We start from the raw sequence: 15,498 nt of genomic DNA on the forward strand, positions 1-15,498 counted from the left end.
GCGATTGCAATGCTGCCTATACCGTTGCCAACCAAAATTGGTCTAAAGAGTGCAGGAATGAAACCATAAAAAAAATCATACAAGACATACAGCAGAGCGAGAGCAATCCTAACAACATCAATTAATTGACCTTATGCTGAAAAGAATCTTTATCCTGACCATAAATCTCATTATGGTGATGATTTCTGCACAGAAAAATGACCGATTAAAAGTGTCATACATTATGGAAATCAATAACAACAACACCTATAGCAAAGCAGAAAACCCACAAGTTGAATGCGATTTGTATATAGAAAATGGCGTTTCCCGATTCATAACCCATTATGATTTGGGCTATATAAAATATCCTGGGGAAATGCCCCGAATAAATATGGCGATCTACAAAGACTTCAACAAAAACGAAATGTACGGCAGAGCTTATGGATATAAAAACAACGAGTACATCATCAAAGATTCCCTGAACATCATCCCTTGGAAATTAGAAGAAAAAAGCAAAATAGTAGATGGCAAAACCTATAAATTGGCGACTGCCCATTGGCGGGATTTTGATTGGGAAGCTTGGTACGATGAGAGCATCCCAATTCCTGAAGGGCCTAACAAACTACACGGTTTGCCGGGACTAATTGTTGAGGCAAAAGCAAAGGCTTGTAGTGGAACTACCGATACTTTCAAATTGGTAAAAATAGAAATTCCAAATACCGGACTGGAAAAATATATTTTCTTTCCTTTCGCAAAAGAGGGATTCAAATTCATTGATTACGCCACCTTCTATCAGGATGAAGAAAAAAGAACGATGAATAATTTGAAAAATTCCCATTTAAGATTTTTAGAAGAGAATAAAAACCCAAACATCGTCTCCGGCCCCACCTGTATATCCAGTAACACATTTGACTCTTGCTTCTGCTATCCAAAATAAGAAAATTTTGAGATTTTATTTAGCCCTTTTTTGTTTTCTCATAACGATTTCTAATTTTTATGGGCAAACCATCATAAAAGGAACTGTCTTGGACGACAACAACACCCCACTCAACAGAGTACGGGTGTTTGTTCGCCATGCCAATAGTAGCAAGTACACCTTTACCAACCCAAAGGGACAGTACAGCATAAGCTTTGATGCAAAAGCAGACTCGCCCATTTTGGTGATCGCCGAGGCTCTAAACTTCAAAAGCGATAGCATAAAACTAAGCAGTGTACAAAATATTCTGGAAATAAATTTCAAATTAAAACCAAAACTAAAATCCATAGAGGAAGTTGTCATACAAGGAAAAAGAAAACCTACCACAACCAAGAAAGACACCCTGATCTATCATGCTGAAAACTTCATAGACCAAACGGACAAAACGGTTGAAGACCTTTTGAAAAAGCTACCGGGCATCACAGTAAACGACAACGGAAGCATCGAGTACAAAGGAAAAACGGTAGCAGCCGTAATGCTGGACGGCAGCGATCTTTTCAAATCCAATTATACCATCGGGACTCGTAGCATCAACCCCAACATCATAGACCAGGTACAAGCCATCGAACACTGGTCCGACAACCCCATCCTTAAAGGATTGAATGCGGAAAATAAAGTTGCCTTAAATTTAAAATTAAAAAAGAACAAGGCGAGTTTTTCATCCAATCTGAACGCAGAAACGGACTTTGTTGACCGTTACAACTTGGGCGCCTATGCTTTGCTGGTCAGCAGTGGCATCAAAACATTTGGAACCACTAATGCCAACAACACAGGAGTTAACAAATCCCCTACCAATTACAGCACCAATAATCTTGGCTTAGACGATTATCTAAACATGAAGTTACAAAGCCCGGAAATCATCCAATCCAAAACCGTAAACAGCCAGTTCGGGGACGAGAAAGCCAACAGAAACAGACAGTGGTTCAGCAGTAGCAATACCGCATTTAAGCTGAACGACAAATTGCACATAAACATCAATGGAAATTTGATGAAAGACCGCATCTCCATTGACGATATTTCTGAGAGAAATTACAACTATAATCATCAAAACATCCTTCAAAAAGATGAAAACTCATCGACAAAAAGACCAGTAAACCTTATGGGTGAGATGGATGTAAAATGGTATAAATCTCCAAAGGAGTACCTTACTTTTTCCAGTACTTTGCATTCATTTTCTGAAAAAACAGATAATTCTTTCCTGACCAATTCCGAAAGAAGTTACCATTCCGAAATCAATAAAGAAAATCTTTTTTCTAAAAACGAATTGATCTACACCCGAAAGATCCGAAAGAAAGAGGCTTTCCAAACCATTGTGCTCTATACCTATAACCAAAAGCCACAGCAATTTTGGATAAGCCCTGCTTTGGAACTAACAAACCAGAACGCCAGCAGCAACACTTTTCAGGATGTTTTCACCAACAAAAAACACTTTTCTGTGGATCTGATCCATCATCTTGTTTTTTCAGAAAATCATAAATTAAAAACCAGCCTCAGCTACACAAATGAAAGGTTTTCACTAAATTCTAACTTGTATGAAAACCATTTTGAAATTGTTGAAAACTTTCAAAACAACCTTCAGTTCAAGACCAATACCGTTGGAGTAAATATTGATTATTACATTAAAAAAAACGGTTGGGACATCACCTTTAACCAGCACAACAGCTTGGCCAGTCAAGAGCTGAGCAATCCCAATTCGGACACAAAAAATAGTGTACTTAACAGCTCCAAATTATTTATCTACAAATATCTTTTTCATAAATTTTCGCTGTTTCTAAATGGAGACATCACGACGACTCCCATCGATTTCAAATATTTATTTGACAATAATATTTTAGTATCTAACAGGAGTTTTGTCCGCAACAAGTACTCTTTGGATCCAGAAAAAATGGAAAACTACACTTTGGGCATTGTCTATAACGACAACCTGAGAAACCAGTTTACGACCAGCCTTTCCACCAGTTATTTAAAAAATAAAAACAAATTTGTTTCAGAATATTCCGTTGATAGCAATTGGAATAACATGACCTATCAACAAGTTGAAAAACCTACAGAAAGCTACAGTCTAAGTTTAAATGTAGAAAAATACATTGCACCTATCGTGAGTCGTTTCAATATAAAACTGAACTACATCCGATCTAATTATTTTTCAATGATCAATCAGTCGAATCTTTCAGAACTGAACACCAGGACATTTAACACCAATATAATACATCAATTTGCATTGGGAAAAAATCTTAAAATAAAAACCCTATTTGATTATTCCATGACCAATTTTAGTTCAGAATTAGGAAACAACAGCGAGCTAAACATCATGAGTTTTAAGAATACCATTTCGTACACTTTTCTCAACAACAAGGTTAGTACAAACCTTTCCAACGAGTATTACAAACCGGATACCAAGCAAAGTGTTGCTTTTCTTTTCACCAATTTCAACCTGTATTACAGTCCGAAAAACAGCAGGTTGAAATACAATTTTACAGCAAACAACATCCTAAATGAAGAGTACATTTACTCAAAATACACACACGACTACATGACACTTACCTACAAAACAAAATTGTTAAGTCGCAGCTTTCTGTTCGGTGTAAATTTAAGTTTATAATGTTTTTTTGAATTTCTAAAACTCGACCTCCAGCACTTTTACTTTGAAATCGGCGATGGTTTCTTCCATGGATTTCAGATATTTACCACCTGCAGCATTGATGTGACCACCTCCGTTAAAGTGTTTTCTAGAAAAGGCATTGCAGTCGATATTGTCCTTACTTCTGAAAGAAATCTTTATAAAATCTTCGTACAAATCTTCCATGAAAAAGGCAGACATCTTCACGCCTCCAACACTTAAGCCGTAATTCACAAAACCTTCTGTATCGCCTTTTTCGAAGCCATAGGCTTTCAGCTCGTCTCTTTTCAGGTTTAGGATGGCTACTTTACCATCGGCTACCACTTCTAAACGGCTAAGGACCAAGGATAGCAAATGAAGTCTGGACACGGTATTGGTATCCCAAGTACTGGACGAAATAAAAGCAGGATCGGCACCGGCTTCTATTAATTTTGCTGTAATTCTGTGTGTTGCTGCAGAGGTCGATCGGAACCTAAAACCTCCGGTATCCGTCATGATCCCACAATACAAGCATTCGGCTATTTCTTTGTTTACCAAATTTTCCTCGCCCAAAGCTTCAATAAAATGATAAACCATTTGGCAGGTTGCCGGAACGGTAGTGTCCGAATAGACATAATCAAAAGTATCGGGTTGTTGGTGGTGGTCAATTAATATTTTTTTGGCTTTAGAATTTTCTATCCATTTTCCTACCATATCTCCAGCACGATGGGGCGCATTGAAATCCAGGATGAAAATAACATCGGCAGACTCGATCAGTTCGGCTGCTTTTTTTCTTTTATAATCGGCTATGGTATTTTTTTTTGCCTCGGGCATCCACTTCAAAAATTTGGGATAATCGTTGGGTACCACAACCTCTGGCGATAGACCTTTAGCCATCAAAAAATGTTTTAAACCTAGAGAAGAACCAATGGCATCGCCGTCCGGATTGTAATGGGTAATGATTACAATTTTGGAATTGACCTGCAACAAGTTATTGATTTCTGATAATTCTTTAGGACTAAACATAGGACAGATTATTAAATGAACGGCAAAGATAAGATTAAAAATTGCTAAGCCCTAGAAAAGCAAAAAAATAAAGATGATTAAAAATTTGTATTTGTAAAAATTATATATATCTTTGCAACCTGAAAAATATTAAATAGTCATACACTAAAGATATACAAAAATGAGCAAGAGAACATTCCAGCCATCAGAAAGAAAAAAGAGAAACAAACATGGTTTCCGTGAAAGAATGTCAACACCAAACGGTAGAAGAGTATTGGCAGCAAGAAGAGCTAAAGGAAGAAAAAGTTTAACTGTTAGTGCAGCTCGCGCTAAGAGATAATTCTTTTCCAACATACAAATCAAGTGCTTGAGATGCAAATTTCAAGCACTTTTTGTTGTTAAAATTATGCTAAATTTTAGGCTTTTCTAATGCTTTTTCCTATTTTTGAAAAATCATATTTTAAGCTTCAGATCCTGAAGTCCAAAAAATGATTTAACATTTTACATCCATCAAATGCCAAATAGAAACGAAACCGGAGACAACATCATCAGCCTCCAACAAGCCACCATCGCTCAGAAAAAACTAACCATCCTGAGCCAAGTAGACCTACACATCCAAAAAGGATCTTTTTGCTACCTGATTGGTAAAACCGGAAGCGGGAAAAGTTCTTTGCTAAAAACTCTTTATGCCCACATCCCATTGGCCGGAGGAAAAGGTACGGTTGCCGGATACGATTTGGCCAAATTGAAATCTTCTGAAATACCAGGACTGAGAAGAAAATTGGGCATCGTTTTCCAGGATTTCCAATTGCTAAGCGACAGAAGTGTGGAGAAAAATTTGTCTTTTGTACTAAAAGCAACAGGCTGGTCGGACGAAAAAGGCATAGACATCCGCATCAACGAAGTGTTGGAAAGCGTGGGCATGAAAACCAAAAAACACAAAATGCCGCACGAACTTTCTGGTGGCGAACAACAGAGAATTGCCATTGCAAGAGCTCTACTGAACCATCCGGAACTGATCCTTGCCGACGAACCCACCGGAAACTTGGATCCTGAAACTTCTAACGACATCATGAGCCTACTAAAAAGAGTGGCCTTCGAAAATCATTGTGCCGTAGTTATGGCTACCCACGACTACCACATGATACAAAACTACCCTGGCGATGCCATCCGTTGCGAAGACGGCAAAATCACCGTTTTGCAATCTTCAGACTTATTTGTTTAAAACTTATTTTTTGCCAAAGACATGGAAATCTTTGGTCTGTTCAAGATATTGGTCCGAGTAGATTCTCGGACTTTTTTCTATGGTAAACTCTACCATTTCTGTTGGAGATTCGGTTTTGGAAAACTCTAAAATTACCCTTTTAAAATCGCTTCCTTCAATCCCTCGAATGTTTATTTGTTTGATCAAATACAAGTCCATCCTGTCTGCATAGTCCATGACTTCTGCGCCTCGATCAAAAGGAATAACGATAGAAATTTTTCCTTTCTCCGATAACAATGAAACTGCTTTTTCCATTAACGAAAAAAAATCCAAAGTGATCAATTGTCTTGCAAGCACATCTTTTTTAGAATCGTTTTCATCAAAATAGGGCGGATTGGAAAGAATCAAATCAAAGCGTTGGTCGGTGAAAAAGTCTTTAAAATCTTGATGTTGACAAGTCAGTCTCTCTGAAAAAATAGAGGTTTCAAAATTTTCTTGAGCCAGATTTTTGGCATTAGCATCGATATCCAAAGCCAAAATTTCAGCTTTTTCGTTTCTCTGAGCCACCATCAAGGAGATGAGTCCCGTTCCGGTACCCACTTCTAAAACTTTTTTGGCTCCGACCACCGTAGATAAAGCTCCCAACAAAACACCATCGGTACCCACACGAAATACAGCTGCCGATTGTTGAATTTTGAATTTTTTAAACTGAAATGCTTTCATCAAAATTTTATAGATTAGACGGCATGGTAATGGTAAATTTAGTACCTTTTCCGACCACAGAAGACACTTGTATCTCGCCATGATAATCCTGTATCATTCTTTTTACCATGGTCAATCCCAATCCCATTCCCGAACTTTTAGAAGTAAAATTGGGTTCAAAAATTTTGTCATACATTTCTTCCGGTATTCCAACGCCGTTATCTTCAATCGACAAGGTAATTCTTTTGTTGTTTTGCTCTAAATCGACATTGATGATGATGTCTCTATCCTCGCTTTTTGCTTGCTTGGCATTGGTCACCAAGTTGGTAATAATCCTGTTCAGATAGATTTTATCCATTTTCATTTCTATTTCCTTATTGGCATGGATGTAGATTTTATCGTCGTTAAAAATTTGTAAAATATTTTTCACTTCGGCATTTAAACTAAATGTCTCGTCGTGCCTAGCTGGCAGTTGTGCAAATTGTGAAAACGCTGTCGCCACAGTAGCAATCAAATCGATTTGCTCGATAACAGCTTTGCTGAGCTCGTGTACTTTGGTTGAAATTTCAGGGTCTTGAGGATCGAATTTTCTTTCAAAATTTTGTATCCTTAACCTCATCGGAGTCAGTGGATTTTTCACTTCGTGAGCCACTTGCTTAGCCATTTCCTTCCAAGCGGCTTCTTTTTGCACCTGTGCCAAACGATCTTTCTGATCTTGGATTTGCAAAATCATTTTATTGTATGCTTTTACCAAGGCTCCTAACTCATCGTTGTGATAATACGGTATGGGATCGATGCTTTCATTGAACAAAGTTAACCTTCTAATTTTGGACGAGAAGTTAGTTAGGGTATTGGTTAGGTTTTTAGAAATTTGCCAAGAAATCCACATACTCAACAGGATGATCACCAACCCTACCAACACGATGAATTTCAGATATTTATCAAAAAAATCCATGTATTTGGAATCGTTATGATAGTACGGAAGGTACAAAACCGCAATTGGCTCTAACATGTTGTTTTTCATCAACATATAGGACGAAGTAATGTTGCTTTGGGTTTTGGCATCGTAGGATTGGATATCGACTCTTTTTCCGGTATTCAAAAGTTGGGTAATGATCGTGTTTGGGACATTTTTTTGAGAATTGGGATCGGCATCACGGTTGGAAAGTAAGAAATTTCCATTCAGATCAAAAACCACCAAATCTTGCTTGTTGATGTCTGAAATTTCCATGATTTTATTTCCCAAAAGCTGAGGAATATCCCGAGTATGAATTTCACTGTGACTGAGTGCATAATCGAAGGCCCCCATAATCTCGTCGGATCCCCTTTGGAGTTCGGTACGATTTTCTTCGTCCAAATGGTCTTTCAAAATGAAATAAGACAGCAGCCCTGTCCCAAACATACTGAGTAAACAGATGAGTAAAAATCCCAGAAATATTCTATTTCTGAGACTGTACCCTTTGTATCTTTTTTTAGAAGCCATTTTGTTTTTGCAACAATTTTGCAATGTATTTTCCTACGATATCAAATTCCAAATTCACCACATCGCCTACCATCAGTTGCTTCATATTGGTATTTTCCCAAGTGTACGGAATAATGGCTACAGAAAAATCCGAATTTCCGCTATGGGCGACGGTAAGACTGATTCCGTTCAGTGTGATGGAGCCTTGTGGCACGGTTACAAGATCGGAATGATAGCTTACGGTTACAAAATAACTTCCGTCTCTATTTTCTATAGATTGTACAATTCCTGTGGTATCCACATGTCCTTGAACAATATGTCCGTCCAATCGACCGTCCATTTTCATGCATCGCTCCAGATTGACCACCGTTCCAACTTCCCAAGACCCGAGATTAGTTTTCTCTAAAGTTTCGTCTATAGCGGTTACGACATAGTCATCTCCTTCTATTACAACCACGGTGAGGCAAGTACCGTTATGGGCCAAGCTTTGGTCTATTTTCAGTTCTTGGGTAAATGGACAAGTTAAGGTAATGTCTATATTTTTACCATTTTTTTGAATATTTTTTACAATCCCGGTAGCTTCTACAATTCCTGTAAACATGGTCTTTATTTAATTATTTTGAATGCCAAAGGTATGATAAATCTATTAAAAAATTGAATTTGTAATTTTCAAGAATCTCATTGACAAAATAAATCAATTTCACTTTCCTTTAAAATAGTTATCATTTCTATGCTTCACAAGCAGCCAACTGGTATGTCGGATTTGTATGGAACTGCCCAGTTCTTTCCATTCGATTATGTACCAATAAGTTGCTGTAGGCACAGGCCTTCCGTAGATCCTACCGTCCCAAATAAATCGGTTGGAAGCATTCCCTCTAAAAATCTCGTTTCCATAACGGTCAAAAATTTTCAGTGAAGGATCCGTCTTTTGCAAAAGTGATGAATAGTCTAAAGTTTCATTCATACCATCGCCGTTCGGAGTTATGGCATTGATTAAATTGATGATGGTAAACGGTTTGTTGATGATGCTGCATGCTGTTATGTCCTTAACATACACGGTATAATTTCCCCAATCCAAATCCAAAAACACATTGGAACTTTGCCAATTTTGTCCGTCTAAAGAATATTGATACGGTGGATTTCCACCAACAACCGTTACCGTAACATCTCTATCTTTGATGTCTATCGCAGTAATTTCCGGCAACGGAAGTGTCGATACCTCCACCAATTGTTTATACACGCAACCGTTAAAAGTAAGTTCGACCCAATAGTTTCCAGGTCCCACATTGGATATCTGTTGTGTCGTAGCACCCGTACTCCAAAGATAATTTTCAAAACCCGAACCGGCATCCAAGTCGGTTTTCTCATTCGTACAGATCACTTTATCGAGCAGAACATCCGATTTTTTAGGGGTTTTGATGTCGAGCTGAAGTGTGGCTATATTTGGACAAAGTCCCGTTTTCGTAAACCGAATAAATACAGAGGTCAACCCGTTAATGACCGTCTGACTGCTGATGGGATTTGTGCCCAATTGAGCGTTGTTTAGGGTAGAAAAAAATTGTGGAATTACCGAAGAATCTGTGGTAAAAAGTTGGATATAATCGTTGAGATTCACCAATTTGGTACCGTCAAAATTATCATCACAAATAGTTTGAGTCGCCAAAGACTGAGTTATAGCTACCTTTGCACCTATCGTAAAATTCAAAGCTTTAATCACTGCAGGACAGCCATCCGGAGAATCGACTCTGATGTAGATGGTTGTTGCTGTGCCAAAAGACCAGTTATTCGGAAGCGTATTGTTATTACCAGCGTTAGCATCGACCAGATTGGCATAGTATCTTACATTGGTAAAATAGGTTGGATTGTTCAATACCTGAGCGGTAATGGTGTTCAAGTTCACCTCTGCATCGCCATCAAAATCATCATCACAAAAAACACCGTTGTAGTTAGAAACAACAGCCAAGTTAAATAAATTCAAGGTAATTTGCGCAATGGATTTGCAACCGCTCGCATTCTTGACCACAACAAAAACTTGCGTTCCGTGAGGTGCAGAATAAGTGGTAAAACCATTAATTAAAGCCGCGGGATTTTCATTTTGAGCATCGGTCAAGGTGGGATAGTAGGAATAGCTCACAGGATTGGCAGATGTAACCACCGCATTGCTAAGATTAAAAACTCCAAAACCATTGTTATTACAGACTTGCAGCGATGCATTATTCACCACAATCTGTTGAATATGAATGGTGACCGTTACCGTTTCGCATTCTGGAAACTCGGCATGGTCTCCACAAAAAGTATAGGTAAATGTATCGGTTGCCACACTGTTGGGCGTATTTGGTGTGTAAATGATCTGTCCGGTTGTAGGATTTACAACTGCCGTACCTAAAGTGGGCTGACCAACAACCGACACCGACGACGGAAGGATTGACTGCGGAATGCTTGGTGACGATAAAACCGGAAGTATGGTTTGTGGTGTGCAAATGGAATATACAGCAGTAGAATTCAGTAAACATTTTTGAACTTTAAATTTTTCAGTAACCAAAGGTGCACACGATCCCATAACTACTGAAGCCGTATAATTCCCAGGTACGGTCGGGGAAAAAGTAGGACTATTAGCACCAGGTATTGCTTGACCATTCAGAAACCATTGGTACTGTTCGTAAACTACGGGATCCACAGAAAGAGTAATTCCCGGAATACAAGTCCCACCGGAAGACAAAATTATGGGCTGAGTGGGAAATCCCGCAAAAAAACCACCGTAACCTACAGCATCCGATCCGGCTGTAATACCGGCTGTAATCGCTTTGGTCGAATTTATGGTTAATGTCCCACTAACATTTGGTATGCCATAAGTAACCCAATTGTTGTTCCCGGTGATGCTAAAAGGTCCAGTTGTTGCCGGTGGCACAACTCCATTGACCGTTACTATTGCATTTTTTTCAGTTACCAAATTCAATTTTGTCGGGATGTTCAGTATTCCGTTTGAATTGGCATTAGAAACCACAAAATTTTCATCGATCAAACCCAACTCGTTTATCTGTTTTGGAAGATAACAATTGAGTGCCGGAATAAAATTAAATCCTCCGGTTGCCGCCTCGGCAGTACCGTCGCTACCGGCAAGCATTTGATAGACATACGCATTTTTACTGGTTTGAATGTACAGATTGTAATGCCCATTCCCTTGAAGCTGATATTTGCTATCGGGAATAACAAAATACTTCCCTGTATTGATGGTCGCCACAGGAACAGTTTCGTTATTCACAAAAATCTGAGTATTGTCTTGGGTAGCCACAACTATTGCTCCTTCCATATTGGATCCCAAAGTTCCATTTCCTTTCACCAAGATAAACTCATCTCCCAACTGATTGACCGGCACCGATTGATCCATCAAAATGTCCGAGCTGGAAGTAATGTTACCTGCATATTGCCCGTTAAAATTACCATTAGTGACATTGACTGGTTTTGTAGATTGAATTTTTGCCCCGATAAAAGCATCCGTGTTTTGGGACAGATTAGCCAAACCATCAATAATGTACGACTGCCCTTTGTTTAGGTTAAAAGTAATCGTAGGTTGTGTTGCACCGCTAATTCCGTTGGAAAACAGTACGGCAGGACTGTAACCGGAAATCGTAACCTGAGTATTGTCTTCCGTTGCCAAAATACCGGTCATAAAGTTAAGGTAAGGACTCACAGGATCCGTTGTCACCGGCATCATGGCTGCATAAAACAGAGTGCCGGTTGAGGGAATCCCTTTTGAAGTGATGATTTCGGCATGGTTATAGACCGAAAACCTAAGGTTGGCATAATAGGTAAAATCCGCTTCCAGATAGAGGCCTTTTGAAGTGGGCGTAAACAAATCGTTCTGGTTTGTGGTAATAATAAAATCCCTTGGCACATTGTATTTTTGAGGATTTCCTTTACTGATTGTTACGCTTGCAATCTGAACATTGTTGCTGAAAATCTTTACCGGAAAAGGCGTTGTCCTGTTGGTTGACAGGTATAAAGTCTGATGTTGGAATGGATTTCCGGTCCTATCCACCATGGGAGCAAACCAATGCTTTCTATCCAACTGTGCAAAAGTTAGACAAGATAACAACATAAAAAAACAAAGGAAATACAGTTTTCTCATATTCAATAGGTTTCAAACAAATTTATAAATAAATATTGTCTTTATATTAAGAGCCCGTTTAAATTTTACCAAAATAATAGTTCGGTAATTTCTAATCTTTCTTATCTGCCTTTTTATATTCTATTTAGCATATTTTGTATTTTAAATTTTTGTTTTAGCCCGCTAAAACTTCAATTTTATAACTCAAAATCCATCTAAATATCGGTATAAAAAAATCCAGATATAAAATTTAAACAGGCTCTAAAATAATAAAAAAAGCACAGCCAAATTGACTGTGCTTTCGTATTAATAGTAAGAAGTATTAAAAATTCTTCAACAAGATCCATCCAGAATAGTTCACCAAAGTTTGGTTCGCATCTCTTTCATTCCAAGTAACATGATACCAATATGTACCGGTATTCAATCTCTTACCTTGGAATTTACCATCCCAATGGTAGTTACTTGCTTTGTCCAGCGTAGCAATCTTTTTACCATAACGGTCGTAGATTACAAAAGAGAAATTGTCTTTATAAGCCAACTCTGTATAATCGATGTAATCGTTCACACCATCGTTGTTCGGTGTAATTGCATTGATGAAATTCGGTACGGTTACTTGGATCATGATCGGCTCACAATCGAAAGCATCTTTTACATAGAATTTATTTTCACCTCTTGGCAATCCTGTAAATACATTGGACGCTTGCCAATTGATACCGTCTAGTGAATATTGGTACGGAGCTTGACCGTTTGTTACCGTAAGTGTCACGGTATTGTTGGTAATATCCACCTGAGAGATGATAGGTTTCGGAGCTTCCAAAACTCTAACAAATTGTTTTGTATTACAACCGTCATGAGATAGAGTTACAAAATAATCTCCTACTGGCATATTCGAGATGGACTGCGTAGTCGCACCATTGCTCCACAAATAAGCCGTATATCCAGGACCTGCATCCAAAGTCGTCGTATCTTCGATACAAATGTATTTATCCACCAATAAGGCTGATGGTTTTGGTTTGATGACAAACAAGGTCACTTTTACCACTCGATAGCATTGGTTATCGTTGATTACCCTTACATAAACTGCACCATCGCCACTGATGTATGCTGTTGGATTGTTGATGGCATTTGTTCCATTACCCACTGCTGTAGCATCGGCCAAAGTTGGATAATATTTTTTAGTTACAGGTGCCGTTGTCGTGATATTGGCCGTTGTTAGGTCAAAAGAAGCTTTGGTATTATCATTATCCAAGAAGCATGATGAAATTGTTACCGGAGTAACTTCTGGCAGAGGATAGAATTCTAGTTTGATTGTTGTATCATCAGAACAACCCTCTGGTGTTTCAATTTTCACATAAATCGTCGTTGGTCCAGAAACATAATTTGTTGGATTGGCTATTTGATTGGTTCCAGCAGTTAGATCTGCCATGGTTTTGAAATATTTCTTGGTATGATTTCCCGGATAGGTAGTCACAACTGCTGAAGTCAGATCAAACTCTGCCGTTTGAGCATCGTTGTTGTTACATGCTTTAATGGTTGGCGTTAAAGTTTCCAACTGTACCACATTAATGTTTACTGTAACTTGCATTGAATCGAAAAACTCAGGCGCATTTCCTTGGAATTCATACACAAATGTATCCGGTCCTAAATAACCTGGAGTTGGGGTATAAGTAATGGTTCCATTGGCATTTACAACAGCTGTACCGTGTGCCGGTTGAGTAGTAATAACTACAGATCCTGGATTAACCGTTTGTGTTGAAATTGTCCCTGCAAATGATGGCGTAAACATTGCCGATCCGCAAACATTAACATTTATTGTTTTTTGAATTGTACACGAGAAAACTTTAAAAATAGGAGTCGTTTTGGGTGTACAGTTTCCGACATTTACCGTACAGGTATAATTGCCCGGTTGCATTGGAGTATAAGTATGTGTATTGGCTCCTGGTATTGGATTTCCATTTAGATTCCATTGATAATAATCAAAACCTTCTGGTACTTCCAAAACAATCCCCGGAATACATTCGCCAGACATTTTAGTAATTACCGGAATGGTAGAAACCCCTGCAAAATATCCTCCATAACCTGAAGTTCCGGATCCTGCAGAGATACCCGCTGTTACTGCGCTGGTCGAGTTCACCACAATCGTTCCTTGAACATTAGGTACAGAGTAAGTTACCCAAGCAGCATTTCCTGTCAAAGGAAAAGGTCCACTTAATGTCAACGGTGTACCGTTGCTGGTTGCTGTTACTGTCGCACCTGTTTCAGTTACGATATTTAGTTTCGTAGGCACAACTCCAGGGTTCAAGTTAATATTTCCTAGTTCATCGATTTTCTTTGGTAGGAAACAGTTCAACGGCGGTATGTAGTTAAACCCTTCCGTTGCGTTACTATCCGACTGTCCACCAATTAATTGATACACATAAACATTTTTGGTGGTATGGATGTACATATTGTAGTGTCCAGATCCGGCTTGGTTGATGTACTTTGTTTCTGGGATTCTATAATACTGACCTGTATTCAGAGTAGCTAAAGGAGTCGTTTCGTCGTTCACAAAAAGTTGGGTGTTGTCTTCGGTTGCAACGACCATTGCTCCTTCCATGGTTTCACCAATATTACCATTTCCTTTGATCATAGCAAAGGTATCTCCCAATCTGTTGGTCGGAACCGATTGGTCCATGATGATGTCCGAACCTTCAAAATTTCCGGTACTGGCATAGTTACCGTTATAGTTACCGTTGGTTACGGATACCGGTTTGCTGGCAACAATTTTTGCCCCGATAAATGCGTTAAAGTTGTTCCCTGTATTCCAGCCTTCGATAATGTACGAATGTCCTTTATTAAGGGTGAATGTCATTGTTGGTGCTGATGTTCCGTTAGAAAACTGAACAATGGGACTGTATCCAGAAACCGTTACTTGAGTATTGTCTTCCGTAGCCATAATACTAGTCATAAAATTAGCTACAGTCGAATCGTAATACATCTCGGTATTTACGGAGAAAAACTCGTTCCCCAATCCCGCTCTACCTTTCGAGGTAACAATCTCGGCATGGGTGGTACTGGATGTAATACCTAATCTTGCAAAAAATGGACTTGCTCCTTTTACGAAGATCCCCATTTTGCAATTGGTGTTAAAAATTTCTGCTGATGGATTCCCGGTGGTTACAATGTTTGCCTTTGGGATCACTACTGTTTTGGGATTTCCTTTACTCAAACCTGTTACCGTAGCAATAGGTGTTGTAAAATTGGCATTGCTATAGATGTTGACATCAAAAGGAGTGGTAACATCGGTAGATAAATACAAATTTTGGTTGTTGGTCCCAATTGATTGTCTCTCTACCATTGGAGCAAACCAATGGTCGGTATCTCTTTGGGCAAATACCTGCATGGCAACCAAGAGAAAAAATAATAATAAAGATTTTTTCATAATTACTGACTATTAATTTGCCAAATATAACAATAAAAACAA

10 protein-coding genes are annotated in these 15,498 nt (G+C 38.6%); 4 read left to right on the forward strand and 6 right to left on the reverse strand.

All coding sequences use genetic code 11. The features are described from left to right. Positions 1-133 precede the first annotated feature (133 nt). Together H9Q20_RS05015 and H9Q20_RS05020 are read left to right on the forward strand one after the other, a co-directional pair. Positions 134-916 (forward strand): GLPGLI family protein, encoded by a 783-nt coding sequence (locus tag H9Q20_RS05015; protein ID WP_187478428.1) that lies wholly within the window; start codon positions 134-136, stop codon positions 914-916. Positions 917-923: 7 nt separating this feature from the next. Further along, a complete protein-coding gene (locus H9Q20_RS05020; RefSeq protein WP_187478429.1) occupies positions 924-3,557 on the forward strand; it encodes a carboxypeptidase-like regulatory domain-containing protein in 2,634 nt (877 codons plus the stop codon). A 15-nt stretch (positions 3,558-3,572) separates the two neighbouring features. Here the strand turns inward: H9Q20_RS05020 and H9Q20_RS05025 are convergent, their stop codons facing one another. After that, entirely contained in the window at positions 3,573-4,580 is a 1,008-nt protein-coding gene (locus H9Q20_RS05025) for a DHH family phosphoesterase (protein ID WP_124639454.1), read from the reverse strand. A gap of 160 nt (positions 4,581-4,740) precedes the next feature. Between H9Q20_RS05025 and rpmH the strand changes: the two genes are divergently transcribed. Together rpmH and H9Q20_RS05035 are read left to right on the forward strand one after the other, a co-directional pair. Then, on the forward strand, positions 4,741-4,899 hold the full coding sequence (gene rpmH, locus H9Q20_RS05030) for a 50S ribosomal protein L34 (RefSeq protein WP_034701860.1): 159 nt from the start codon (positions 4,741-4,743) through the stop codon (positions 4,897-4,899). 174 nt (positions 4,900-5,073) lie between these two features. Continuing rightward, positions 5,074-5,784: a cell division ATP-binding protein FtsE gene (locus H9Q20_RS05035; protein ID WP_124639452.1), complete on the forward strand. Its 711-nt coding sequence runs from the start codon at positions 5,074-5,076 to the stop codon at positions 5,782-5,784. Between the two features lie 3 nt (positions 5,785-5,787). On the opposite strand, the gene H9Q20_RS05040 is transcribed toward H9Q20_RS05035, so the two are convergent. From H9Q20_RS05040 to H9Q20_RS05060, 5 genes are all read right to left on the reverse strand, one after another. Next, positions 5,788-6,486 (reverse strand): tRNA1(Val) (adenine(37)-N6)-methyltransferase, encoded by a 699-nt coding sequence (locus H9Q20_RS05040; protein WP_187478430.1) that lies wholly within the window; start codon positions 6,484-6,486, stop codon positions 5,788-5,790. A gap of 7 nt (positions 6,487-6,493) precedes the next feature. Beyond that, on the reverse strand, positions 6,494-7,948 hold the full coding sequence (locus H9Q20_RS05045) for a sensor histidine kinase (protein WP_187478431.1): 1,455 nt from the start codon (positions 7,946-7,948) through the stop codon (positions 6,494-6,496). Next, entirely contained in the window at positions 7,938-8,528 is a 591-nt protein-coding gene (locus H9Q20_RS05050; RefSeq protein ID WP_187478432.1) for a riboflavin synthase, read from the reverse strand. Before H9Q20_RS05050 ends, H9Q20_RS05045 begins: the two co-directional genes overlap by 11 nt. 99 nt (positions 8,529-8,627) lie before the next feature. Continuing rightward, positions 8,628-12,056, reverse strand: a complete 3,429-nt coding sequence (locus H9Q20_RS05055) for a T9SS type B sorting domain-containing protein (RefSeq protein ID WP_187478433.1) — start codon at positions 12,054-12,056, stop codon at positions 8,628-8,630. Between the two features lie 301 nt (positions 12,057-12,357). Then, on the reverse strand, positions 12,358-15,456 hold the full coding sequence (locus H9Q20_RS05060) for a T9SS type B sorting domain-containing protein (protein ID WP_124639443.1): 3,099 nt from the start codon (positions 15,454-15,456) through the stop codon (positions 12,358-12,360). Positions 15,457-15,498 lie beyond the last annotated feature (42 nt).

Origin of the sequence: Amniculibacterium sp. G2-70, assembly GCF_014353055.1 — a bacterium.
GTDB classification, from domain to species: domain Bacteria; phylum Bacteroidota; class Bacteroidia; order Flavobacteriales; family Weeksellaceae; genus Amniculibacterium; species Amniculibacterium aquaticum.

Excerpts from the sequence above, each read along its gene's own strand:
- H9Q20_RS05015 (WP_187478428.1), top strand. The coding sequence starts at position 134 with ATGCTGAAAAGAATCTTTATCCTGACCATAAATCTCATTATGGTGATG.
- H9Q20_RS05025 (WP_124639454.1), bottom strand. The coding sequence starts at position 4,580 with ATGTTTAGTCCTAAAGAATTATCAGAAATCAATAACTTGTTGCAGGTC.
- rpmH (WP_034701860.1), top strand. The coding sequence starts at position 4,741 with ATGAGCAAGAGAACATTCCAGCCATCAGAAAGAAAAAAGAGAAACAAA.
- H9Q20_RS05035 (WP_124639452.1), top strand. The coding sequence starts at position 5,074 with ATGCCAAATAGAAACGAAACCGGAGACAACATCATCAGCCTCCAACAA.
- H9Q20_RS05040 (WP_187478430.1), bottom strand. The coding sequence starts at position 6,486 with ATGAAAGCATTTCAGTTTAAAAAATTCAAAATTCAACAATCGGCAGCT.
- H9Q20_RS05045 (WP_187478431.1), bottom strand. The coding sequence starts at position 7,948 with ATGGCTTCTAAAAAAAGATACAAAGGGTACAGTCTCAGAAATAGAATA.
- H9Q20_RS05050 (WP_187478432.1), bottom strand. The coding sequence starts at position 8,528 with ATGTTTACAGGAATTGTAGAAGCTACCGGGATTGTAAAAAATATTCAA.
- H9Q20_RS05055 (WP_187478433.1), bottom strand. The coding sequence starts at position 12,056 with ATGAGAAAACTGTATTTCCTTTGTTTTTTTATGTTGTTATCTTGTCTA.
- H9Q20_RS05060 (WP_124639443.1), bottom strand. The coding sequence starts at position 15,456 with ATGAAAAAATCTTTATTATTATTTTTTCTCTTGGTTGCCATGCAGGTA.